The organism is Alkalithermobacter paradoxus (assembly GCA_002029295.1).
GTDB lineage: Bacteria > Bacillota > Clostridia > Peptostreptococcales > Peptostreptococcaceae > Alkalithermobacter > Alkalithermobacter paradoxus.
The window spans coordinates 129,028-152,314 of record MZGW01000001.1; the positions used below are offsets into that span (position 1 = coordinate 129,028).

At 30.2% G+C, this 23,287-nt stretch carries 25 protein-coding genes; all 25 read left to right on the forward strand.

Annotation, left to right across the window (positions count from 1 at the left end; translation table 11 throughout):
* Positions 1–91: 91 nt before the first annotated feature.
* On the forward strand, positions 92–1,546 hold the full coding sequence (locus CLOTH_RS00670) for a UDP-N-acetylmuramoyl-L-alanyl-D-glutamate--2,6-diaminopimelate ligase (RefSeq protein ID WP_079410197.1): 1,455 nt from the start codon (positions 92–94) through the stop codon (positions 1,544–1,546).
* A 2-nt stretch (positions 1,547–1,548) separates the two neighbouring features.
* The gene (locus tag CLOTH_RS00675; RefSeq protein WP_079410199.1) at positions 1,549–2,916 is read left to right on the forward strand and encodes a UDP-N-acetylmuramoyl-tripeptide--D-alanyl-D-alanine ligase; all 1,368 of its coding nucleotides are present in this window, start codon (positions 1,549–1,551) and stop codon (positions 2,914–2,916) included.
* 32 nt (positions 2,917–2,948) lie between these two features.
* Positions 2,949–3,914 (forward strand): phospho-N-acetylmuramoyl-pentapeptide-transferase, encoded by a 966-nt coding sequence (gene mraY, locus CLOTH_RS00680; RefSeq protein WP_079411052.1) that lies wholly within the window; start codon positions 2,949–2,951, stop codon positions 3,912–3,914.
* Between the two features lie 13 nt (positions 3,915–3,927).
* A complete protein-coding gene (gene murD / locus CLOTH_RS00685) occupies positions 3,928–5,277 on the forward strand; it encodes a UDP-N-acetylmuramoyl-L-alanine--D-glutamate ligase (RefSeq protein ID WP_079410201.1) in 1,350 nt (449 codons plus the stop codon).
* A gap of 17 nt (positions 5,278–5,294) precedes the next feature.
* Positions 5,295–6,404, forward strand: a complete 1,110-nt coding sequence (ftsW, locus tag CLOTH_RS00690; RefSeq protein WP_079410203.1) for a putative lipid II flippase FtsW — start codon at positions 5,295–5,297, stop codon at positions 6,402–6,404.
* Positions 6,405–6,410: 6 nt separating this feature from the next.
* A complete protein-coding gene (gene murG / locus CLOTH_RS00695; RefSeq protein ID WP_079410205.1) occupies positions 6,411–7,502 on the forward strand; it encodes an undecaprenyldiphospho-muramoylpentapeptide beta-N-acetylglucosaminyltransferase in 1,092 nt (363 codons plus the stop codon).
* A 72-nt stretch (positions 7,503–7,574) separates the two neighbouring features.
* Positions 7,575–8,825 carry a UDP-N-acetylglucosamine 1-carboxyvinyltransferase gene (gene murA / locus CLOTH_RS00700; RefSeq protein WP_079410207.1) on the forward strand — a complete coding sequence of 417 codons (1,251 nt, stop codon included), beginning with the start codon at positions 7,575–7,577 and terminating at the stop codon, positions 8,823–8,825.
* A gap of 35 nt (positions 8,826–8,860) precedes the next feature.
* Positions 8,861–9,583, forward strand: a complete 723-nt coding sequence (locus tag CLOTH_RS00705) for a cell division protein FtsQ/DivIB (protein WP_079410209.1) — start codon at positions 8,861–8,863, stop codon at positions 9,581–9,583.
* A 12-nt stretch (positions 9,584–9,595) separates the two neighbouring features.
* A complete protein-coding gene (locus tag CLOTH_RS00710; protein ID WP_079410211.1) occupies positions 9,596–10,303 on the forward strand; it encodes a DUF881 domain-containing protein in 708 nt (235 codons plus the stop codon).
* Positions 10,304–10,313: 10 nt separating this feature from the next.
* Positions 10,314–11,030 carry a DUF881 domain-containing protein gene (locus CLOTH_RS00715; RefSeq protein ID WP_079410213.1) on the forward strand — a complete coding sequence of 239 codons (717 nt, stop codon included), beginning with the start codon at positions 10,314–10,316 and terminating at the stop codon, positions 11,028–11,030.
* A 1-nt stretch (position 11,031) separates the two neighbouring features.
* The gene (locus tag CLOTH_RS00720) at positions 11,032–11,385 is read left to right on the forward strand and encodes a small basic family protein (RefSeq protein WP_143715390.1); all 354 of its coding nucleotides are present in this window, start codon (positions 11,032–11,034) and stop codon (positions 11,383–11,385) included.
* Between the two features lie 98 nt (positions 11,386–11,483).
* A complete protein-coding gene (ftsZ, locus tag CLOTH_RS00725; protein WP_079410215.1) occupies positions 11,484–12,584 on the forward strand; it encodes a cell division protein FtsZ in 1,101 nt (366 codons plus the stop codon).
* Positions 12,585–12,737: 153 nt separating this feature from the next.
* Positions 12,738–13,577 carry a sigma-E processing peptidase SpoIIGA gene (locus tag CLOTH_RS00730; protein WP_079410217.1) on the forward strand — a complete coding sequence of 280 codons (840 nt, stop codon included), beginning with the start codon at positions 12,738–12,740 and terminating at the stop codon, positions 13,575–13,577.
* A gap of 11 nt (positions 13,578–13,588) precedes the next feature.
* A complete protein-coding gene (gene sigE, locus CLOTH_RS00735) occupies positions 13,589–14,320 on the forward strand; it encodes an RNA polymerase sporulation sigma factor SigE (protein WP_079410219.1) in 732 nt (243 codons plus the stop codon).
* Positions 14,321–14,424: 104 nt separating this feature from the next.
* Positions 14,425–15,198 (forward strand): RNA polymerase sporulation sigma factor SigG, encoded by a 774-nt coding sequence (sigG, locus tag CLOTH_RS00740; protein WP_079411056.1) that lies wholly within the window; start codon positions 14,425–14,427, stop codon positions 15,196–15,198.
* 86 nt (positions 15,199–15,284) lie between these two features.
* Positions 15,285–15,548 carry a YlmC/YmxH family sporulation protein gene (locus tag CLOTH_RS00745; RefSeq protein ID WP_079410221.1) on the forward strand — a complete coding sequence of 88 codons (264 nt, stop codon included), beginning with the start codon at positions 15,285–15,287 and terminating at the stop codon, positions 15,546–15,548.
* 47 nt (positions 15,549–15,595) lie between these two features.
* On the forward strand, positions 15,596–16,054 hold the full coding sequence (gene nrdR, locus CLOTH_RS00750; protein ID WP_079410223.1) for a transcriptional regulator NrdR: 459 nt from the start codon (positions 15,596–15,598) through the stop codon (positions 16,052–16,054).
* Positions 16,041–16,763: a peptidoglycan editing factor PgeF gene (gene pgeF, locus CLOTH_RS00755; protein ID WP_331721948.1), complete on the forward strand. Its 723-nt coding sequence runs from the start codon at positions 16,041–16,043 to the stop codon at positions 16,761–16,763. The genes nrdR and pgeF overlap by 14 nt, the downstream gene beginning before the upstream one ends.
* 12 nt (positions 16,764–16,775) lie before the next feature.
* Complete coding sequence (locus tag CLOTH_RS00760) at positions 16,776–17,462, forward strand: response regulator transcription factor (RefSeq protein WP_079410227.1); 687 nt, start codon at positions 16,776–16,778, stop codon at positions 17,460–17,462.
* Positions 17,463–17,466: 4 nt separating this feature from the next.
* A complete protein-coding gene (locus CLOTH_RS00765; protein WP_079410229.1) occupies positions 17,467–18,738 on the forward strand; it encodes a sensor histidine kinase in 1,272 nt (423 codons plus the stop codon).
* A 74-nt stretch (positions 18,739–18,812) separates the two neighbouring features.
* Entirely contained in the window at positions 18,813–19,718 is a 906-nt protein-coding gene (locus tag CLOTH_RS00770) for a YIEGIA family protein (protein ID WP_079410231.1), read from the forward strand.
* A gap of 6 nt (positions 19,719–19,724) precedes the next feature.
* Positions 19,725–19,916: a capping complex subunit for YIEGIA gene (locus tag CLOTH_RS00775; protein WP_079410233.1), complete on the forward strand. Its 192-nt coding sequence runs from the start codon at positions 19,725–19,727 to the stop codon at positions 19,914–19,916.
* A gap of 94 nt (positions 19,917–20,010) precedes the next feature.
* Complete coding sequence (locus tag CLOTH_RS00780) at positions 20,011–21,357, forward strand: DUF512 domain-containing protein (protein WP_079410235.1); 1,347 nt, start codon at positions 20,011–20,013, stop codon at positions 21,355–21,357.
* 1 nt (position 21,358) lies between these two features.
* Positions 21,359–22,678 carry a ribosome biogenesis GTPase Der gene (der, locus tag CLOTH_RS00785; RefSeq protein WP_079410237.1) on the forward strand — a complete coding sequence of 440 codons (1,320 nt, stop codon included), beginning with the start codon at positions 21,359–21,361 and terminating at the stop codon, positions 22,676–22,678.
* Positions 22,679–22,683: 5 nt separating this feature from the next.
* Positions 22,684–23,277: a glycerol-3-phosphate 1-O-acyltransferase PlsY gene (gene plsY, locus CLOTH_RS00790; RefSeq protein WP_143715391.1), complete on the forward strand. Its 594-nt coding sequence runs from the start codon at positions 22,684–22,686 to the stop codon at positions 23,275–23,277.
* Positions 23,278–23,287 lie beyond the last annotated feature (10 nt).

Genomic DNA, 23,287 nt, shown 5'->3' on the forward strand with positions numbered 1-23,287 from the left:
AAAAAGGCAATGTATGCTACAATATACATTGCCTTTTATAACACATAGGTTAATTATGAAAATAATTTCTCGGTGTGAAGGGAGTAAAAAAATGAAATTAAAAGATATAATCTATGGATTAGATATAATAAATGTAAGGGGAGATTTAAATTTAGATATAAAGAATATAGATTACGACTCTAGAAGATTACAAGAAGACAGTTTGTTTATTTGTATAAAGGGATTTAATGTAGATGGACATAAATATATAAAAAATGCAATAGATAAAGGAAGTATAGCATTTATAGTGGAAGAAGATATATATATTGATGGTTATACATTTATACAAGTAAATGATAGCAGAGGTGCTATGGCAAAGGTGTCATCAAATTTTTATAACAATCCTAGTAAAAAATTGAATTTAGTGGGGGTTACAGGTACTAATGGAAAGACTACCATAACCCATCTCATGAAAGATATTTTAACACAAAATAAGAATAATATAGGGCTTATAGGAACGATAAAGAATATAATAGGAAGCAGAGAAATAATTTCTTCAAAAACTACTCCAGAAAGTTTAGAATTACAAGGTTACTTTAAAGATATGATTGATGCAGGTGTAAAATATTGTGTTATGGAAGTTTCATCACACTCTTTAGAATTGAAAAGAGTTGATTGTTGTGAATTTAAGGTAGGTATATTTACAAATTTAACTGAGGATCATTTAGATTTTCATAAGGATTTAGAGGATTATAGGTTAGCAAAACAGAAGTTGTTTTACAAAACCACGAAAGCAAATATAATCAATATAGATGATGAAGGTGGCAAAAAAATATATGACTCAGTAAAACAATTAGAAATTCCAATAATCACATATGGAATAGATAAAAATGCTGACATTAAAGCTAAGGATATAAAACTATCTCCTGAAGGTGTAGAATATATAGTGGTAACCCCTGAGTATGAAGCACAAATTAAAGTACCTATTCCTGGAAAATTTACTGTATATAATTCACTAGCTGTTATAGGAGCGTGCTTAAGTTTAGGAATACCTAAGGAAATTGTAATTGAAGGACTTAAAAATACTAGTGGAGTTCCGGGAAGATTTGAAACTATAAATAGTAATAGAAATTTCAGTGTGATAGTTGATTATGCCCATACACCTGATGCATTAGAAAATATTCTAAAGACAGCAAAAGGATTTGTTAAAGGTAATATAATTACTGTATTTGGGTGTGGAGGAGATAGAGATAAAGCCAAAAGGCCTATTATGGGAAGGATAAGTCAAATGTTAAGTGATATTAGTATAATTACATCTGACAACCCAAGAACAGAAGATCCTCAAAAAATAGTAGATGATATCATAGAAGGTATAGATAAACAAAATCAGAATTACAGAGTAATACTAGATAGAAAACAAGCTATAAAAGAAGCTATAAATATAGCAAAAGAAGGCGATGTTGTAATTATAGCTGGAAAGGGTCATGAAGACTATCAGATCATTGGAAATGAAAAAATTCACTTTGACGATAAAGAAGTAGTTATAGAATTTCTTAAGGAGGAATAAGTATGGATTGTATTAGTGTAAATGAAATAATAAGAGCAACGCAAGGTAAACTACTTAAAGGGGACTATGAAGACTTAGTACTCGATATATGTATAGATAGTAGAAAAGCAAAAAATGGAGAAGTATATATAGCTTTAATTGGAGAGAGATTCGATGGACATGATTTTATATTAGATGCTTATGAAAAGGGAGTAAAAACATTTATTATCGATAGCAATCATACATTAACTTTAGATGAAGAAGGTATAAATATAATTCAAGTATCTGATACATCTAAAGCATTAATGGATATAGCGAAGTACTATAGAGAGAAATTTTCAATTCATTATGTAGGGGTTACGGGTAGCACAGGAAAAACAACAACGAAAGATATGATACATTCTGTACTTTCTAGTAAATACAATACCCTCAAAAATGAAGGAAACTTAAACAATCAAGTTGGTCTTCCTTTGACTATATTTAAACTAAGCAAAGAACATGAGGCAGCGGTTCTAGAAATGGGAATGTCATCATTTGGAGAAATAAAATCTCTCGCTGATATAGTACACCACAAGGTTGCTGTTATATCTAATATAGGATACTCTCATATAGAAAATTTGGGATCTAAAGATGGAATACTTAAGGCAAAATTAGAAATAGCAAGCAATTTTACTAAAGAAAATACACTTATTATAAATGGGGATGATAAATACCTAAAGAAAATAAAAGATGTTAACTACAAAGTAAAAACATTTGGATTTGAGAGTGAAAATGATATATATTGCACTAGATATGATATGGATGAAAATGGAACGAATTTTGAAGTGAGCTTATATGACAAGCAGTATGAATTTTTTGTACCATCAAGAGGAAAGCACAATATATACAACGCTATGGCCTCAATTCTTGTTGCATTAGAGCTTGATTTGAGTATAGAGGAAATAAGAAATGGATTGTTAAATTATAAATCTAGTAAAATGAGATTAGATATAGTAAAAAAAGGCAACATTACAATAATAAATGATGCTTACAATGCAAGCCCAGATTCAATGAAAGCGGCACTAGAAATATTAGGTGAATATAAAGAAAATAGAAAAATAGCAGTGCTAGGAGATATGCTAGAAATGGGAGAATATGCTATAGAAGGACACAGATTAGTAGGTACATTTGCAAAAGGTAAATGTGATATTATAATAACTGTAGGAAAAGATTCTAGGCATATAGGAGTTAAAGCTATAGAGGATGGTCTTGGAAGTGAGAATGTATTCCACTTTGATACAAATGAAGAAGCAATAGACTTAATAAAGAATATTATACGTGAAAAAGATGTGGTTTTAGTAAAGGGTTCAAGAGGAATGAGAATGGAGAAAATAGCCCAGGTTTTGCTTTAATACGAGAGAGGAGTTAACTAGAAATGATAAAAATGACATCACTACAGGAAGTTTTTTATACTGCAATAATTTCAGCTTTAATAACATTAATTTTAGGGCCTATGATTATTCCTGTTCTTAGAAAAATGAAATTTGGTCAAACTGTTAGGGAAGAGGGGCCTAGAACTCACCTTTCCAAAAACGGAACACCTACAATGGGTGGAATTATAATGATAGCTGCAATACTTTTGACAACATTAACAAGAGCTGGAGGAATTCAAAGGGACATGATGTTTGCACTTATATCTATAGTTGGATTTGGAGCTATAGGATTTGTTGATGACTATATAAAGGTTGTACTTAAAAGATCATTAGGTCTTAGAGCATACCAAAAAATAATCGGACAATTTGCTTTAGCAACAGCCTTAGCTATATATCAGTCTCAATCTTCAGCTTTAGGAACAAGTGTTATTATACCTTTTTTAAATACAACTATAGATTTAGGTGTTTTATATATTCCATTTATAGTATTTGTTACAATAGCTACGGTAAATAGTGTTAACTTAACAGATGGACTTGATGGATTAGCATCTGGAGTTACGATGATTGTTGGTGTATTTTTCGCAGTTATAGCTGCTCACTGGGGAAATACAAGTATAGCTATAGTATCAGCTGCATTAGTTGGTGCTTGTCTTGGATTTTTGAAGTACAATGCTAATCCTGCACAGGTATTTATGGGTGATACAGGCTCTATGGCATTAGGAGGGGGTATTGCTGCAGCTGCAATACTTATGAATATATCGCTTATAATCCCAATAGTTGGTGGAATATACTTTGCAGAGTCACTATCTGTAATAATACAAGTGACATCATTCAAACTTACAGGAAAAAGAGTATTTAAAATGAGTCCACTTCACCATCACTTTGAGCTTGAAGGATGGCCAGAAACTAAAGTAGTTTTGGCATTCTGGGCAACTAGCGTTGTATTAGCTTTAGTAGGATTTGTAGCTGTTATATAGGGAGGATGAGTATATGAATTTAAAAGGCAAAAAAGTATTGTTAGTAGGACTTGCAAAGACTGGAATATCGATGATAAAAAAATTAAATGAAATGGATAGTGAAATTATTGTAAATGATATAAAAAAAGAAACAGAACTACAAAACATAATAAATGAATTAAAAGGATATAATGTTAAATATATACTAGGAAAACACTTAGAAACTACTGCAGGTATAGACTTAGCAGTAGTTTCTCCGGGTGTACCTTTAGACATTCCTTTTATACAAAAGTTAAAGCAAGATGGAGTAGAAGTTATAGGAGAAATAGAGTTTTCTTATAGATTAAGTAATAGTATATTCATAGGCATAACTGGAACTAATGGCAAAACTACAACAACTACACTTGTTGGAGAAATATTTAAGGCATCACATCAAGATACATATATAGTTGGAAATATAGGCAATCCAGTTATAGATGTTGTTAATATTGCTAATGAAAATTCGGTACTAGTTACAGAATTGAGTAGTTTTCAGTTAGAAAGCATAGAGCATTTTAGACCTAAGGTAAGTGCTATACTCAATATAACTGAAGATCATTTAAATAGACATAAGACAATGGAAAATTATATAGATGCTAAGTCAAGAATATTTGAAAATCAAACACAAGAAGATTTTGTGATATTAAATTATGATTGCCCTTTAACTAGAAATTTAAGTAGCAGATGTAAATCTAAGGTAATATTCTTCAGTAGAAAAGAAGAATTAAAAGAAGGTGTTTTTGTAAAAGATGAAAACATAGTTATTAGATTTGATGGCAAAGATACTACATTGATGAATAAAGATGAATTAAGTTTACCTGGAAATCATAATTTAGAAAACGCATTAGCAGCAGTAGCTATAACAACTACGATGAATGTAAATTTAGATACTATAAGAAATATACTAAGGACATTTAAAGGTGTAGAGCATAGGCTAGAGTTTGTAAGAGAAATAAATAATGTCAAGTTTATAAATGACTCTAAAGGAACAAATCCAGACGCATCAATTAAAGCTATTCAGTCATATAATAAACCTATAATCTTGATAGCTGGTGGTATGGATAAAAACAGTGACTTTAGGGAATTTATAAGGTCTTTTGATGGAAAAGTTAAGGCCTTAGTGCTTTTAGGAGAAACAGCAGAGAAAATAGAAAAAACAGCACAAGATGAAGGGTTTGATAATTCTTATAAAGTAAATAATATGAAAGAAGCTGTTAATAAGGCTTTTGATATCTCTCAAAGTGGTGATATTGTCTTACTATCTCCTGCTTGTGCAAGTTGGGATATGTATGAAAGTTATGAAGCTAGAGGAGCAGACTTTAAAAATTGTGTTTTTAGCCTTTAAGTTAAGGAGGTTGAGGTATGGCCAAGAAGAAAGAAAAAGCTTTTGACCCTTATATTTTTTACACTACTTTGACTCTTGTTGTCATAGGAGTAATTATGGTTTTTAGTTCCAGTTTTGTTCAAGCTAAATTTAAGATGCAAGATCCATATTTTTTCCTGAGAAGAAATATGATTTGGGCAGTACTTGGATTTTTTGCTATGATCTTTACATCAAAAGTGGACTATAAGAGATTGGAGAAATTAGGTAATACATTGGGATTAGTTACACTTATACTTTTAATTATTGTTATTACACCACTTGGAATAAACATAAATGGAGCACAAAGATGGATAGGTGTAGGAGGGCTTACAATAATGCCATCAGAGGTTGCAAAATTTACATCAATAATTTTGGTATCCAAAATAATAAAGAATAAACAAGACAAAAATGGTAATATTGTTGGAGCAGCTATTCCATGCTTGTTAATTTCTGGAACTTTCTTTGGTCTTATAGTTAAGCAGCCAGATCTTTCTACAGGCGGAAGTATTATAATGACAACACTTGTAATGCTGTTTGTAGCAGGATTAAGTATGAAAGTTGTATTTGCGATGCTAGGTGCAGGAGTAGGTCTTTTAGGGGTACTTATAGCTATAGCACCATATAGATTAAAGCGTCTTGTATCTTTTATAGATCCTTTTAAAGATCCAACAGGAGCTGGATATCAGGTAATTCAATCTCTTTATGCATTAGGGTCAGGAGGACTGTTTGGACTTGGATTAGGAAGAAGTAGGCAAAAATTCTTTTACATACCAGAACCTCAGAATGATTTTATATTTGCAATAATAGGAGAGGAAATGGGATACATAGGGTGTATATTTGTATTGCTCCTATTTTTGTTTTTAATATATAGATGTATAAGAATAGCTATTAATGCACCAGATGTATACTCAGCTATGCTAGTTACGGGAATTACGGCTCAGATAGGAATACAAGTTATGATAAATGTTGCTGTTGCAACTTCATCAATGCCTGTTACTGGGATACCACTTCCATTCATAAGTTATGGTGGAAACTCTTTAGCGATATTCATGGCAGCAATAGGAGTAGTATTAAATGTATCAAGACATGTAAAGTTAGATGGGAGTTGATTTTAAGTGAGAGTTTTGATTTCAGGAGGAGGCACAGGAGGACATATATATCCTGCAATAGCCATAGCTAATAAATTAGAAGAAGAGATTAAAGATATTGAAATACTATTTGTTGGGACAGAAAAAGGATTAGAAAGTAAAGTAGTTCCTAGTGCAGGATATGAACTCAAAACAATAACTGTGGAGGGATTCAGAAGAAAAATTACATTTGATAACGTAAAAAGAGTTTTGAAATTATTTAAGGGACTAGAAGATGCAAGAAAGATTGTAAAGCAATTCAAACCAGATTTAGTTATAGGAACTGGTGGATATGTGTGTGGACCAGTTGTATTTAATGCAGCTATGAGGGGCATTCCAACTGTTATACATGAACAGAATGCATTTCCGGGAATAACAAATAAAATACTTGGGAAATTCGTAAGTAAAATACTAATAAGTTTTGAAGATGCTAGAAAATACTTTAATAATGAGTCTAAGGTAGTATTTACAGGAAATCCCGTTAGAAAAGAAATTTTGAACTCAAACAAGGCAAACGCAAGAAAAAAACTAGGAATACCTGAAGATAAGAAAATGGTTTTATGCGTTGGAGGTAGCGGAGGATCTGAAAAATTAAACCGTTCTATGATACCTATTATAAGGGATTTTGTAAAAGACGATATTCAATTTATTCATGTTACAGGAAGATATCATTACGAAGACTTCATGAAGTCATTAGGAGAAGTTAATCTAAGAGGGTGTCAAAAGATAGTCGATTATTTAGATGATATGGCTACAGCCTTGTCTGCATCTGATCTTGTTATATGTAGTGCAGGAGCAATTACATTGGCTGAAATTACAGTTCTTGGGAAACCATCTATAATAATTCCTAAAGCATATACTGCAGAAAATCATCAAGAGTATAACGCTAAGAGTCTTGAAAGTAAAGGAGCAGCTATTGCAATACTTGAGAAAGATTTAAACTCAGGCAGTCTATCTAATGCAATATCTAAAGTGCTAGGAGATAGAAAGAAACTTAAGGAAATGGAAAGTAATAGTAGGGAAATAGGAATGCCGCAATCTATAGATATTATTTACAAGGAAATTATTGATATGTTATAGGTAACACAAACCCCCCTCTAAACATAATTTAATTAGTATAATGAGTACTTAATTAAATGGGGGGTGACCTTTTTGGATAAATTTATAGTTCATGGAGGAAATAAGTTAAAAGGAGAAATAAATTTAAAAGGTGCAAAAAATGCAGTCTTACCGATAGTTGCAGCCACAATATTAAATGAAGGAGAAAGTATAATTCACAATGTCCCTAATATAGCAGATGTAAATGTTATGATAGATATATTAAGACACGTAGGATGCTTTGTTAAGTTTGAAGATGGAACATTAATTATAGATACTAAAAATATGCATATATCTGAAATACCTGAAGATTTTGTTAGAAGAATGAGATCTTCTATTATATTGTTAGGGGCTATGGTAGGAAGGTTTGAGCACACTAAGATAAGTTATCCAGGAGGATGTGAAATAGGATTAAGACCTATAGATCTTCACTTAAAATCCCTATCAAGTATGGGCGTTCGAATTCAAGAACGACATGGATATATAAACTGTAAAAGAGAAACATTAAAAGGTGTAGAGATACAGTTAGATTTTCCAAGTGTTGGAGCTACTGAAAATATAATGTTAGCAGGAGTAAGGTGTAAAGGAATAACAAAAATATATAATGCAGCTAAAGAACCTGAAATAATAGATCTTCAAAATTTTCTCAACTGTATGGGAGCTAAAATAAAAGGTGCAGGAACTAGTTATATAGAGATAGAAGGGGTAAGCAAGTTACACAATGTTGAATATTCAATAATACCGGATAGAATAGCCATAGGAACTTATTTGACTGCTGCAGCCATTACTAAAGGAGAAGTTACAATAAATAATGTAGTGCCTGAACATATTCAAAGTATAGTATCTAAGCTAAAAGAAGTAGGGTGCGATATTAGATATATAGGTAATAGTATAAAGTTGATAGCACCTAAGGTTTTAAATCCTATTGAAAATATAAGAACTCTCCCATATCCGGGATTCCCAACTGATATGCAAGCTCAAATTACAGCACTTATGACACTTTCAAGTGGAACTAGCCTAATAGAAGAGAATATATTCGAAAATAGATTTAAATATTGTAATGAACTTATGCGAATGGGTGCTAATATAACTATATGCGGAAAAACAGCTATAGTGAAAGGTGTTGAAAGCCTTACCGGAGCAAAGGTTAACTCTGAAGATCTAAGAGGTGGAGCGGCATTAGTGATTGCAGCATTAAGTGCAAATGGATATAGTGAAATATATGGGATACAGCATATAGATAGAGGTTATGAAAATATGGAAAAGGTTCTATCAAGTCTAGGAGCTAATATAGTAAGGGCTTAGACTTGAGCCCTTTTTTGAAAAAGGAGGTGTTACATATGAAGAAAAAATATAGTATTTTAATATTGATAGCGATATTTATGGCGTCATTATTTGGATATATATTTATTAAAACTGACTTTTTTGCTCTTAAAGATTTAGAGATTGTTGGACAAGTTAAATTAAATAAAGAAGAAATTATGTTAGATGGAAAAATAGAGATGAATAAAAATATTTATATGTATAATATTAAAGATGTAAAAGAAAATATCATGACAAATCCATATGTAGAAAGTGTTAATATAAAGAGAATTTTCCCAAATAAGATTTTTATAGATTTAGTAGAGAGAGTAGAAATATGTGCAATTCCATATATGGGTTCTTATATTATTATAGATGAACAAGGAACTGTTCTTAAAGTAGAAGAAAATATAAGCAATGTTGACAAGCCTTTGCTTACAGGAGTAAACTTCGATAATTTCAATCTAGGAAAAAAGATAGATATTGAGGATAAAAAGTTATTAAGTAAGATATTAGATTTGCTAAATTCTTGTAGTAGTGCTAATATATTAGGTAATATATCAGAAATAAATGTAGATGAAAATATGAATATTAAATTATATACCCTTCAAGGAATAGAAGTGCTTTTAGGACAAGGTGAGGATATAAATTATAAAATGTTTCAATTGAGCAAGATAATGGTAGATTTACATACAAAAGATATAACAAGCGGTATTGTTGATATGAAGTTTAATGGGTATCCCGTATATAGACCTAGATAGGGGGAAGTAATATTGAAACAAAATAAAGTTATAATATTTTTCCTAAGTATTTTGTTGGGAATAATCATAATGATTCAGTTCAAAACAATAGAAAAAGCAACAGGAGGAGTAGTATCATCGCAAAAGTCACACCAGTTAGCTGCAGAACTTAAGAGTTTAAGAGATAGAAAAGAAGTTTTGCTTAGAGAACTAAGAAGTGTAGAGAATAGAATAGAAGAATACAAAAATGCAGAAGCAAATGAAAGTATTGTGGTGAAGAATTTAAAAAATGATATCAAAAAATATGAGAATTTAGCAGGATACTATGATGTATCAGGTCCTGGTATAATAGTAAAGTTAGAAGAACCAAAAGATAGTGCTAGTAGTGGAATTTTGACATACAATTATGAATTACTGCTTGCACTTATAAATAAATTAAATGCTTCTGGAGCAGAAGCTATATCAGTAAATAAGGAGAGAATAATAGCTACTACAGAAATAGCTTTATCTGGAGAGAATCTATTAATAAACGGAAATCCAACAATTCCACCTTTCGAAGTAAGAGCTATAGGTGATGCAAACACTCTTGAAGCTTCCTTAAACTTAAGGTATGGTATTGTTTGGGAAATAAGGACATATTACGGAATAAATGTGTCCATAGAAAAAAATCAGAATATACAGATACCTAGATATAGTAAGAGAATTAATTTTAGGTATGCCAAGCCAGTAGAGAAATTGTAGGTGAATTTTTATGAGTAAAACAGTTAAACAAAGGTCTGTAATTCTTTTGACATTTTTACTGGGAATAACTATATCTATACAGGTTAAAAGCTTGGATCCTAATAATGTATTTGTAAGTCTAAGAAGTATAAATGAAATGCAAAATCAAATTAACTTAGAAAGAATAGAGCTAGAAAACATAAATAAACTAATAGCAGAGAGAAAATACGATATAGCAAAGTACGAGCTAGAGTTAAAGGAAAATGGGTCTGTACAGAATGTAATTAAAAATGAGTTAGAAGATATAAAAACAGTTACAGGACTCAAAGCTCTTAGAGGTCCTGGTATAGTTGTAACTGTTGCTGATAGTGAAAGAGAGATAGGACTAGGAGAAGATCCAAATGATGTAATAGTTCATGATATAGATGTGTTAAAAATAGTAAATGACTTGAAGGTTGCAGGAGCAGAAGCGTTAGCTATTAATGGGGAAAGAATAATAAGTTTATCTGAAATTAAATGTTCCGGACCTACAATAACAATAAATGGATCTACGTATGGACAACCATTTATAATAACTGCAATTGGTGAGCAAAAAACATTAGAAGCTGCTATAAAGGCACCAAATTCATATGCAAATATCTTAAGAGAAATATACGGGCTTAGAATACATTCTAATATATTTGACGAAATTGAAATACCTAGATACAATAAGAACATAAATTTTAAATTTATAAAAGAAGGTGATTAACTTGATATTAACTATGGTGGGACTTGCCTTAGGAGTAATAATTGGGTATTATATACCTGTGACATATCCTGATAGCTATTCTTTATATATATCAGTTGCTATACTGGCATCACTTGATTCAGTATTTGGTGCTATAAGAGCAAATATCGAGGGAAATTATAATAATATTATATTTATTACGGGTTTTTTTGGTAATGCTATTATAGCAGGATTTTTAGCTTATATAGGTGATAAGTTAGGAGTTCCACTTTACTACGCATCAATATTTGTATTTGGTGGAAGGCTATTCCAGAATTTTGCAATTATTAGAAGGTGTGTTTTTGACAGATTTATTATTAAAAAAAGAGGATATTAGGTTTTTGTGTTGAATACTTCAATGTAAGATATCATTACTACTGAGAGAACAACGTTCAAAGAATATACAAGTAATCACTTAGTTAAGGAGGTTCCTAGATGCTACAATTTGATGTTGATATGGATAATTTTGCCAATATAAAAGTAATAGGGGTTGGTGGAGGCGGTAACAACGCCGTTAATAGAATGATAGAGGCTCAGTTAAAAGGTGTAGAGTTTATAGTGATAAATACTGATAAGCAAACTCTTTTTAACTCTAAGGCAGAGCAAAAGATTCAAATAGGAGACAAGCTTACTAGAGGGTTAGGTGCAGGAGCAAACCCTGAAATAGGAAAAAAAGCTGCAGAAGAAAGCAGAGATGAAATACACCAAGCTCTTCAAGGAGCAGATATGGTGTTTGTAACTGCTGGTATGGGCGGTGGAACAGGAACGGGAGCTGCGCCTGTTGTTGCTCAGATAGCTAAGGAAATGGGGATTTTAACTGTAGGAGTTGTTACTAAACCTTTCATGTTCGAAGGAAGAAGAAGAGCAATTCACGCAGAACAAGGAATACACGAATTAAAATCTAAAGTAGACACATTAATTACTATACCAAATGATAGATTACTTCAAGTAGTAGAAAAGAAAACATCTATGATAGAAGCTTTCAGAATAGCAGATGATGTTTTAAAACAAGGTGTGCAGGGTATATCAGACCTTATAGCAGTTCCAGGTCTTGTAAACTTAGACTTTGCAGATGTTCAAACTATAATGAGGCAGCAAGGGCTAGCTCATATGGGTATAGGAAGAGCAACAGGAGAAAATAGAGCATTAGAGGCTGCTAAGCAAGCTATACAAAGTCCACTGCTTGAAACTTCAATAAAAGGAGCAAAAGGAGTTTTATTAAATATAACAGGTGGATCTGATCTAGGTTTATTTGAAATAAATGAAGCTGCTAGCTTAGTTCAAGAAGCTTCAGATCCTGAAGCAAATATAATATTTGGAGCAGTTATAGATGAAGAATTAAAAGATGAAATAAGAATTACAGTTATAGCAACAGGATTTCAAGAAGGATCTGAAAATAAGTTAGATTTAAAATGTGATACAAAGGAAAATGAAAGAATAGTAAAAAAAGAAGAAAATGTAAAACAAGATGAAAAGAAAGATGAAACTATGGGGTATGATTTAGATATTCCTACATTTTTAAGAAGAAGGAGATAATTTATCTCCTTCTTTTTTTATTAAATATTTTGTTGTAAAATGAGGAAAAAAATAAATAATTCGACTACTCATTGCGACATAAAAAGTATATCACGTTTAGTATAATTTATATATTAACTGATTCAAATAGGATAATTATGTAGGTGATTCTAGATGACTGTTTATGCTGAGTATTATTTTTTAGAAAACGTATTTATGAACTATTTAATAATTATTACAACATGTTCGTTATTGAACTTAAAAGTCAATAAGTATAGAGTGTGGATTGCATCTATATTAGGCGGGCTTTATTCTATGATTTATTTTGCCCAGAATCTTCTATTTTTATACAATATATACTTTAAAATAATATTTGTATTTTTAATAGTAGGGGTAGCTTTTATATATAAGGGTGTAAAAGAATATTTAAGAACATTATTGACATTTTATTTTGTAAATATTTTTTTATCAGGAAGTATATTCTTTATAATATATTTTACCGGTATAGATCATATGACAATATCATTAATTATACTTGTAGGTTTTGTAAGTTCTAGATTTTTGAGCAACTATCACAAGGTATTTAAAGGTATTGGTGTATTAAAAGATACAAAGCAGACAATATCTGTTCAAATAGAAGATAAAACTATACAATGCACAGCATTACTAGACACTGGAAATCTACTAAAAGATCCTTTGAGTAAAGATCCCGTAATAATAATAAATGTTAAGAAATTAGAAGATATACTTCCAGAAGAATTAATTTATATAGATTATTCTAATATGGACCATAAAAAAGCAGACCATATAGTTAATAAACTTAGTCTAAACATATTGAAAAGATTTAGAATAATACCTTATAAAGTAGTTGGAAGTGAAAAAAATTTAATTGTAGGATTAAAAGCAGACAATTTAGATATTAATGGCAATAAAAGAAGTAATATAATACTTGGACTTTCAAATTTTTCTAAAGATAGTGAGTATGATGCTATAGTAAATCCAAACATATTCTAGGGGGGGTATTGATGATTAAATATTTACATATTCTTAAAACTAAACTACTGAAATTTTTTAATAATATACTTGCAAGATTAGGACTTTTAGAGGTTGATGAAGTACATTATTTAGGGGGAAATGATATACTCCCTCCACCACTAACTCCAGAAGAAGAAAATGAATTATTAAGAAAGTTAGATAGTGACGAAACAGTAAAAAGCACTCTTATAGAGAGAAATTTAAGACTAGTTGTATATATATCTAGAAAATTTGAAAATACAGGACTTGATATTGAGGATTTAATTTCTATTGGTACTATTGGACTTATAAAAGCAGTTAATACATTTAAATTAGATAAAAATATAAAATTAGCGACATATGCATCAAGATGTATAGAAAATGAAATACTTATGTATTTGAGAAAAAACAGTAGAAAAAAAGCAGAATTATCTTTTGATGAACCTTTAAACGTTGATTTAGATGGAAATGAACTTTTATTATCAGATGTTTTAGGAACTGAAAACGATGAGATATATAAACTAATAGAAGAAGAAATAGACAAAGAATTACTTCAACTTGCACTAGATAAATTGTCTAATAGAGAAAAACAAATAATGGAATTGAGATTTGGCCTTTTAAATGGAAGAGAAAAAACTCAAAAAGAAGTGGCAAATATGCTTGGTATATCTCAGTCTTATATATCTAGATTAGAAAAAAAGATAATTTTTAGATTGAAGAAAGAAATGAAAAAACTAGTTTAAATTCCTTATATTTCCTTTGTCATCACATTGAAGGGTAGTATAAAAAAAATTATTATGTGAATAATTGAGACAAGGGAAATAGTTTGAGGAAAGGACTGGTATTGGTGCAAATAAATAAAGTAGAAATATGCGGAGTCAACACATCTGAATTGCCAGTATTGAAAAATCAACAAATGATGGATTTATTATTAAGAATAAAAAATGGAGATAACGAAGCTAGAGAAACATTTGTAAAGGGAAATTTACGATTAGTATTAAGTGTTATACAGAAATTCAATAATAGAGGTGAAAACATAGATGACTTATTTCAAATAGGCTGTATAGGGCTTATAAAGGCTATAGATAATTTTGATTTAAGTCATAACGTTAGATTCTCAACGTATGCAGTACCTATGATTATAGGTGAGATAAGAAGATATTTAAGAGACAATAATAGTATTAGAGTAAGTAGGTCTTTAAAGGATATTGCATATAAGGCTTTACAGGTTAGAGAAAGGTTGACTAGAGAGAACTTAAAAGAACCGACAATAGGAGAAATAGCAAAAGAGCTTGATATAAATAGGGAAGATGTTGTATTAGCACTTGATGCTATACAAGATCCTATATCTTTATTTGATCCTATATATCAAGATAACGGAGATGCTATATTTGTTATGGATCAGGTTCAAGATAAAAAAGGAAGTGACGAAGTATGGATAGAGGAAATTGCATTAAGTGAAGCTGTCAAGAAATTAAACTCTAGAGAACGACTTGTACTAGATTTAAGATTTTATAAAGGAAAAACCCAAATAGAGGTAGCAGAAGAAATAGGAATTTCTCAAGCACAGGTTTCTAGAATCGAAAAAAACGCACTAAAGAATATGAGAAAATACATATGACCTTACTGAAGGTCATTTTTTTTTGATTTTTAACTTGTTATAAAGTATGTCAAGTATTCATATTAATTATTTAAGGGGGGATGTATATGTTTAAAATATCAGATATAATGGAAAAAGAGATAGTAAATATAAACAATGGAAGAAAACTTGGATTTATAAGTGATATAGAGATTGATACAAATGATGGAACTATAAAATCTTTAGTTATATTTAATGATAATTCAAAAATGTATTTATTAGGAAAATCAGAAACTTATGCAATAAGTTGGAAGAACATAATAAAAATAGGCTTTGATACTATATTAGTAGACTATAAGGATTCAAATATACTTAATGAAGTAGACATATAAAAATACAAACTATATAATTAACTTAAGATAAAAGGTTGGTGATAATTATGCGATGCCCGTTTTGTAATTATATAGAGTCAAAAGTTATAGATTCTAGACCAACAGATGAGGGAACATCTATAAGAAGAAGAAGAGAATGCGATAATTGCAAAAACAGATTTACTACATACGAAAAGTTAGAGTACATAACTTTGATGGTTGTAAAGAAAGATGGAACTAGAGAGAGTTTTGATAGAAATAAAATAATAAATGGAATAATAAAGTCCTGCGAGAAAAGACCTGTATCTATAGAACAAATAGAAGAAATTGTATGTAGCATCGAAAATACTATACATAAATCAATGATAAAAGAAATATCAAGCCAAAAGATAGGAGAGTTAATAATCGATAAACTAAAAGATATAGATGAAATAGCTTATGTTAGATTTGCATCGGTTTATAGACAATTTAAAGACATAAACACTTTCTTGCAGGAACTTGAAAAAATTCTAGGTGAAAAAAGGTGAAGATATGGATTATATTCAATTTGACTGTTTAGAAAAATACCCATTTATAAAAGCTGCATTCACTAATAAAAATATAGACGCTAAGAATAAAGAAGATATAAGAAATATCTGCGATGAATTAGGGTTTTGTTATAATAACTTAACATTTAACAAACAAGTTCATGGAGATAAAATAAATATAGTCAATAATGATAATATAGGCAAGGTATATGAAGGGGATGGAATTGTAACAAATTTACAAAACGTGCCCTTATTGATATTTGTAGCAGACTGTGTACCTATAGCGTTAGTTGACACAAAAAATGAAGTTATAGGTCTTGCACATGCTGGATGGAGAGGAACGTTTGAAGAAATACCAAAAAAACTTATAGATAAAATGAAAAGTGAGTATAATTCTAATGTAGAAGATATTATTGCTGTAATAGGACCATCGATAGGACCTTGTTGCTATGAAGTGAGTTACGATCTTTTTAATAAATTTAACAACAAATTTACAAATGATAATAAATCTTTATATATAATAAAAGAAGGAAGGTATTTCCTAGACCTTTGGAGTATAAATGAGCATGTACTTTATGCTAGTGGAATCAAAATTGACAACATAATACACTCTAATATGTGTACATGCTGCAATGATGAATTATTTCACTCGTATAGAAAGGATGACAAAACTTCAAAACGTATGGGATTCTTACTACAAATTGTTTAATTGGAGGTAATTATGGATAAAAAGATTCTTATAGTAGATGATGAAGAGCATATAGTTGAACTTCTGAAATTTAATTTAAGTTCTCAAGGTTATGAAGTAGATGTGGCTTACGATGGATTAGACGGATTTGTAAAAATGAGAGAAATGAAGCCAGACTTAGTTCTTTTAGACATAATGATTCCAAGTATAGATGGGTTTGAAGTTTTAAAGAAGGTTAGGAGTGATAAAGAAATAAAAAACACTCCGGTAATTATGCTTACTGCAAAGAATATGGAAGAATATAAAATAGAAGGATTGCAAATAGGAGCAGATGACTATATAACTAAGCCGTTTAGCGTAAAGGAACTTTTAGCTAGAGTAAATGCTGTTTTGAGAAGATATAACGTGAATAAAGATGAAGCAAATGAAGTAGTCGTAGGAGATATAAAAATAGATTTAGAAAACTATGAAGTGACTAAAGGTGGAGTTAAGTTAGACCTGACATTAAAGGAATTTGAACTTTTGAAAATACTTGCAGAAAACAGAGGAAAGGTTTTATCAAGAAATTTATTACTAGATAAGATATGGGGATATGAATACTTTGGAGAAACTAGAACAGTAGATGTGCATATAAGACATTTAAGAAAAAAGATAGAAGATGAAGATAAAAATCCTAAGTATATAGAAACAATAAGAGGAGTAGGATATAAGCTAAAATAAAGAGGTGAAAGACATAGAAAATTATTTATATGTATTATTAGCTTCGCTAATAATAATATCAGTACTTATATATAGGTATTCTAGTATCCTCAAAAAATACTTTAAAGACATGACTTTAGCTTCCGAAAAAGCTAGTACAGGTGATTACTATGTAAAGTTAACAAATAATTATAGTGGAGATTTAGGAAGGCTTTCTAATAATTTCAACTCCATGATAGAGAAGATAAGAATAAATATAGAGGAACTAGAGGACAAAAACATAAACTTAAAGGCTATACTTAAAAGCATATCTAATGGGATAGTTGCTATTGACAATGATGAAAGAATACTTCTTATGAATTCCATTGCAAGAAAGTTATTTGATTATGACAAAGATGATTTTGAAGGAATGAAGTACTATAAAGTCATAAACAATAAACTATTTTTAGAAACAATAAAATCTTTAACTACTGCAACAGATAGCAAAGAAGTAGACTTAGAAGATAACAAAGGGAATTTCTATAAGATAAAGGTAGACCCTATAAGATTAGAAGATGAAGAAAATATGATTATAGGATCTATAATAAATATAGAAGATGTCACTGAAAAGATAAGATTAGAAAAAATAAGATCAGAGTTTGTAGTAAATGTAACACATGAACTTAAAACTCCACTAACGTCTATAAATGGATTTGTTGAAACATTAAAAAATAACGATGACATTGATAAAGAAACTAGAGATAGATTTTTAGGAATTATAGAAACAGAGTCAAATAGACTAAGAAGACTTATCGATGACATACTGATGTTATCATTTATAGAAGGCAGTAAACAAAAAACTGACAATATAACAGATTTAGTTCAAACATTTAAAGAAGTATATGATGTGACATATGGATTAGCACAAAATAAAAAAATAGATTATAAATATCATTTCAACAAAGAAAAAATCTTAATAAGAGCTAATAAAGATCATATAAAACAGCTATTCTTAAACCTAGTAGATAATGCTATTAAATATACACAGGAAAAAGGCATAGTATTTGTTGAAATAATCGATAAAGATGATAGTATAACTATACACATAAAAGATAATGGTATAGGTATACCTCAAGAGGACATACCTAGGATATTTGAGAGGTTTTATAGAGTAGATAAAGCTAGAAATAAAAAAATAGGTGGTACAGGCTTAGGACTTGCTATTGTCAAACATATAGTCTTGTCTTTAGATGGAAATATATCTGTGAACAGCAAACTAAATGAAGGAACAGAATTTATAGTACAACTTCCAAAATAAGGATTTCCTATATTTACAAGGAAATTCTTATTTTTTTTTGGAAATTCTAATTGTATAAGAAAGGAGTTGAAAATATGCAAGACTATGTGTATTTAATAGGTGTAGCATTTCTTGTTGGAATTTCATCTAGAATGTATATGATGAGATTAGATCATAGGCAATATCCAACCTACCCACAGGGATTCATATCACACATAACATTAGGAGTAATAGCTGCAGCTCTTGGTGCAGTGGCAGTACCAGCACTAGCAGAAAGAGAATTTTCGGCAGTTACATTTTTAGCTTTAGCAGCTCAACAATTTAGAGATGTTAGAAATATGGAAAGACAAAGTTTAGATAATATAGAAAGTACAGAGATAGTTCCAAGGGGAACTGCTTACATAGAAGATATCGCAAAGGCATTTGAAGCTAGAAATTACATGGCAATATTATCAGCAATTTCTACAGGTGGTTCATTTTATTTATTAGACACTGTCTTAAATATATCTTTATATATTTCTCTTATAGTAAGCATATTAGTAGGTGCTTGCGTAGCCTTAGGGCTGAAAAGTATTCTAACACGTCAAAAAATAGGAGAGATAGCAGATGTAATTCCTGCAAAATTAGAATTTGATGGACCATTTATGAAAGTAAATGATATTGTTATTATGAATATAGGACTTGAAAGTTCAAGGCAAAGATATATAAATGAAGGTATAGCAGTTGAAATTATACCAAAAGAAGATAGTGCAATAGGGACTCTTTCTAATTTAGGACAAAGGCAAGTAATAGCACACAATGCTTCTATACAGCTAGGTATAAAAAAAGATGTAGATGAGCCAGATTTTACACCTATGCTTAGAAGAAATCCTAAGAATGAAAGTTTGGTTATGACATTAGTTCCTATAAAAAAAGATGCAAGTTTACTTGTTGAGATAATAAAAAATGTACCTGTAATTGAATCTGCAAAGGGAAAAAGTTATTATCTGAAAGGAAGATGATAAAATATGAATGTAGGGATAAAACATTACGTATTAGCCATAATAACAACGGACAAAAGTATATCGTCTGCTACCATACCAGTATTTCATGTTGAAAGCAAAGAAGATTTACAATCTAAATCTTTAGCTATATCTAAATGCATGATGGGAATGGTACACGATGTAGGTAATGATACTTTAATAATTGTAAAGCACTAGGTACCTTCTACAGGTACCTTTTTCTAATCTTGACTAAGCGTTGTTATACATGATAATATAACTTGATATAGTTTACAAAAGAGTGGTGATAATATTGGAATTAAGGAATATAGATAATATACAAAACGTTATAAATAAAGTCTATAAAGGTAGTATAGCAGATGAAATAGGAATAAAAGAAGGAGATATACTTTTAAGTATAAATGGACAGAAGATAGAAGATATAATAGAGTATAAGTTTTTAACTTGTGATGAGTATCTAGAAGTTGAAATAGAAAATAAAAATAAAGAAATATATATATATGAAATAGAAAAAGACTATGATGAAGATATAGGAATAGAGTTTTTAAATCCTATAATAGACAGTGCTAAAAGCTGTAGAAATAAGTGTATGTTTTGCTTTATAGATCAACTCCCAAGTGGAATGAGAGAGAGTTTATACTTTAAAGATGACGATTCAAGACTGTCTTTTTTACAAGGAAATTTTATTACTTTAACAAATATGAGTGAAAAAGATATACAAAAAATGATACAATATAGGATAAGTCCAGTTAATATATCTGTTCACACTACAGATCCAGAGCTTAGGGTTAAGATGTTGAAAAATAAAAATGCTGGTAATGTGTATGATACTATGAAAAGACTAGCACAAGCCGGTATAGAAATGAATTGCCAAATTGTTTTGTGTCCAGGAATAAATGATAATGAGTATTTAGATAAAACCATTTCAGATTTAGCTCACCTTTATCCTTACGTTAGAAGTGTTGCAATAGTTCCAGTAGGTCTTACTAAATTTAGAGAGGGTCTTGAATATCTACAAGAGTTTAACAAAGAAATGTCTCTTGAGCTTATAGATAAAACATTTGATATTCAAAATAAGTTTTTGAAAGATTTAAATACCAGATTCGTATTTTTATCAGATGAATTTTATGTAATGGCAGATAGAAAAAGACCTAATTATGAAGAATATGAAGGATTTATTCAGCTTGAAAATGGTGTAGGGTTAATGACAAAGTTTGAAGAAGAAGTAAATAAATATATAAAAAACATGTATATAAGACTTAGAAAGCCGAGGAAGGTATCAGTGGTTACAGGAAAGTCAGCTTATACATTTATAGATCAAATCTGTAAAAATATAATGAATAATATAGAAGGACTAGAAATAAATGTTTATAAAGTGAGAAATAATTATTTTGGAGAAAGTATAACAGTATCAGGATTAATCACTGGCAGCGATATTATACAAAGTCTACAAAATGAGGACTTAGGAGACGCTTTACTAATACCAAAGTCTATGTTAAAAGCAGATGAAGATGTATTTTTAGATGATGTAACGATAAAAGATATTGAAGAAAAGTTAAAGATTAGTATAATACCTTGTGATGTAGAAGGAAAACAATTTGTAAAGAAATTAATAACAAAAGAGAAAGGAGAAATTTAATATGAGTAGACCAGTAGTAGCAGTTGTTGGAAGACCTAATGTAGGTAAATCTACATTATTTAATAAACTAGCTGGAAAAAGAATAGCTATAGTAGAAGATACTCCAGGAGTAACTAGAGATAGAATATATACAGAAGTTGAGTGGCTAAATAAATACTTTACACTTATAGATACGGGAGGTATAGAACCTGTAAGTGATGACATTATATTATCTCAAATGAGAAATCAAGCTCAGCTTGCAATGGAAATGGCTCATGTAATATTATTTGTAGTAGATGCAAAAGCAGGGCTTACACCAGCAGATAAAGAGATAGCACAAATGCTTAGAAAAACAAAAAAACCTGTTTTATTAGTTCTTAATAAAGTAGATAAAGGCAAAACACCAGACACATACTATGACTTTTTTGAAATTGGTTTAGGTGAACCTATAATGATAGCAGCATCTACAGGTTTAGGGATAGGAGATTTATTAGATGAGGTTATAGCAAATTTCCCAGAAGGAGCAGATACCGAATATACAGAAGATATAGTAAAAGTTGCTATAGTTGGTAAACCAAATGCTGGAAAATCTTCGATATTAAATAATATATTAGGAGAGGAAAGAGTTATAGTAAGCCCTATAGCTGGAACAACAAGAGATGCTATAGATACTTACTTTGAGCATGGAGAAGATAAGTATTTATTGATAGATACAGCTGGAGTTAGAAGAAAAAGTAAAATAACTGAAGATATAGAGAGGTACAGTGTTATAAGATCGTTTACTGCAATAGAAAGAAGTGATGTTGCACTTATGGTAATAGATGCAACACAAGGTGTTACAGAACAAGACACTAAGGTTGCAGGAATTGTTCATGAAGAAGGAAAGGGTTGTGTTATAGTAATAAACAAATGGGATTTAGTTGAGAAAAACAACTATACTATGAATGAATACGTAAAAGAGATAAGAAATTCATTCCCATTTTTACTTTATGCACCAATATTATTTGTTTCAGCAAAGACTAATCAAAGAATGAATAAGATATTAGAAACTGTGAAACTAGTAGCTAATGAGCATGCAAAACGTGTTACAACAGGGGCACTAAATGAGGTTATAGGTGAAGCTGTACTTTTAAATCAACCACCATCAGATAAAGGTAAGAGATTAAAAATATACTATGCTGCTCAGACTGGAGTAAAACCACCTAACTTTACATTATTCATAAATGATAAGGAACTAATGCATTTCTCTTATCAAAGATATTTAGAAAACAAGATAAGAGAGAATTTCGGCTTTGAAGGTACTTGTATAAAATTCAATTATAAGCAAAAAGAAAGAAGGTAGATACTGTGAGTGCTGAGGTATTATCTGCATTAATAGCTTACTTTATAGGAAACTTTTCTACTTCTTATATAATAGGAAAACTTAATGGGAATATAGATATTAGAAAATATGGATCTGGTAATGCTGGTGCAACTAATGTACTTAGAACATTAGGAAAAAAAGCAGCTTTGTATACTTTCTTAGGGGATGCTTTTAAAGGTGTATTGGCTGTTATTATAGGTAGTAGACTAGGCGGAGAAAAAGCTGCTCTTGTTGCAGCTATATGTGTGGTTCTGGGTCATAACTGGCCTGTATTCTTAAAGTTTAAAGGTGGAAAAGGAGTTGCCACGACTATAGGATCAATACTAGCGATAGATCCTATAGTTGGAGTATTTTCACTAGCTGTTGGAATTATATCTATAATAAAAACAAAATATGTATCATTAGGGTCTGTACTTGGAATAGTTTCGCTTCCTATATTTATGCTTTATAGAGGTGGGAATAGACTTTTAGTATCATGTATTTTAGCACTTATAATAGTATTTACACATAGAGAAAATATAAAAAGACTCATGAATGGAACAGAAAGAAAAATAGGTCAAAAAACAGAAATAAGATGATTTAGGAAGG

Coding starts and splice junctions, on each gene's coding strand:
- CLOTH_RS00670 (WP_079410197.1), top strand. CDS start 92: ATGAAATTAAAAGATATAATCTATGGATTAGATATAATAAATGTAAGG.
- CLOTH_RS00675 (WP_079410199.1), top strand. CDS start 1,549: ATGGATTGTATTAGTGTAAATGAAATAATAAGAGCAACGCAAGGTAAA.
- mraY (WP_079411052.1), top strand. CDS start 2,949: ATGACATCACTACAGGAAGTTTTTTATACTGCAATAATTTCAGCTTTA.
- murD (WP_079410201.1), top strand. CDS start 3,928: ATGAATTTAAAAGGCAAAAAAGTATTGTTAGTAGGACTTGCAAAGACT.
- ftsW (WP_079410203.1), top strand. CDS start 5,295: ATGGCCAAGAAGAAAGAAAAAGCTTTTGACCCTTATATTTTTTACACT.
- CLOTH_RS00705 (WP_079410209.1), top strand. CDS start 8,861: ATGAAGAAAAAATATAGTATTTTAATATTGATAGCGATATTTATGGCG.
- CLOTH_RS00715 (WP_079410213.1), top strand. CDS start 10,314: ATGAGTAAAACAGTTAAACAAAGGTCTGTAATTCTTTTGACATTTTTA.
- ftsZ (WP_079410215.1), top strand. CDS start 11,484: ATGCTACAATTTGATGTTGATATGGATAATTTTGCCAATATAAAAGTA.
- CLOTH_RS00730 (WP_079410217.1), top strand. CDS start 12,738: ATGACTGTTTATGCTGAGTATTATTTTTTAGAAAACGTATTTATGAAC.
- sigE (WP_079410219.1), top strand. CDS start 13,589: ATGATTAAATATTTACATATTCTTAAAACTAAACTACTGAAATTTTTT.
- CLOTH_RS00745 (WP_079410221.1), top strand. CDS start 15,285: ATGTTTAAAATATCAGATATAATGGAAAAAGAGATAGTAAATATAAAC.
- nrdR (WP_079410223.1), top strand. CDS start 15,596: ATGCGATGCCCGTTTTGTAATTATATAGAGTCAAAAGTTATAGATTCT.
- CLOTH_RS00760 (WP_079410227.1), top strand. CDS start 16,776: ATGGATAAAAAGATTCTTATAGTAGATGATGAAGAGCATATAGTTGAA.
- CLOTH_RS00770 (WP_079410231.1), top strand. CDS start 18,813: ATGCAAGACTATGTGTATTTAATAGGTGTAGCATTTCTTGTTGGAATT.
- CLOTH_RS00775 (WP_079410233.1), top strand. CDS start 19,725: ATGAATGTAGGGATAAAACATTACGTATTAGCCATAATAACAACGGAC.
- der (WP_079410237.1), top strand. CDS start 21,359: ATGAGTAGACCAGTAGTAGCAGTTGTTGGAAGACCTAATGTAGGTAAA.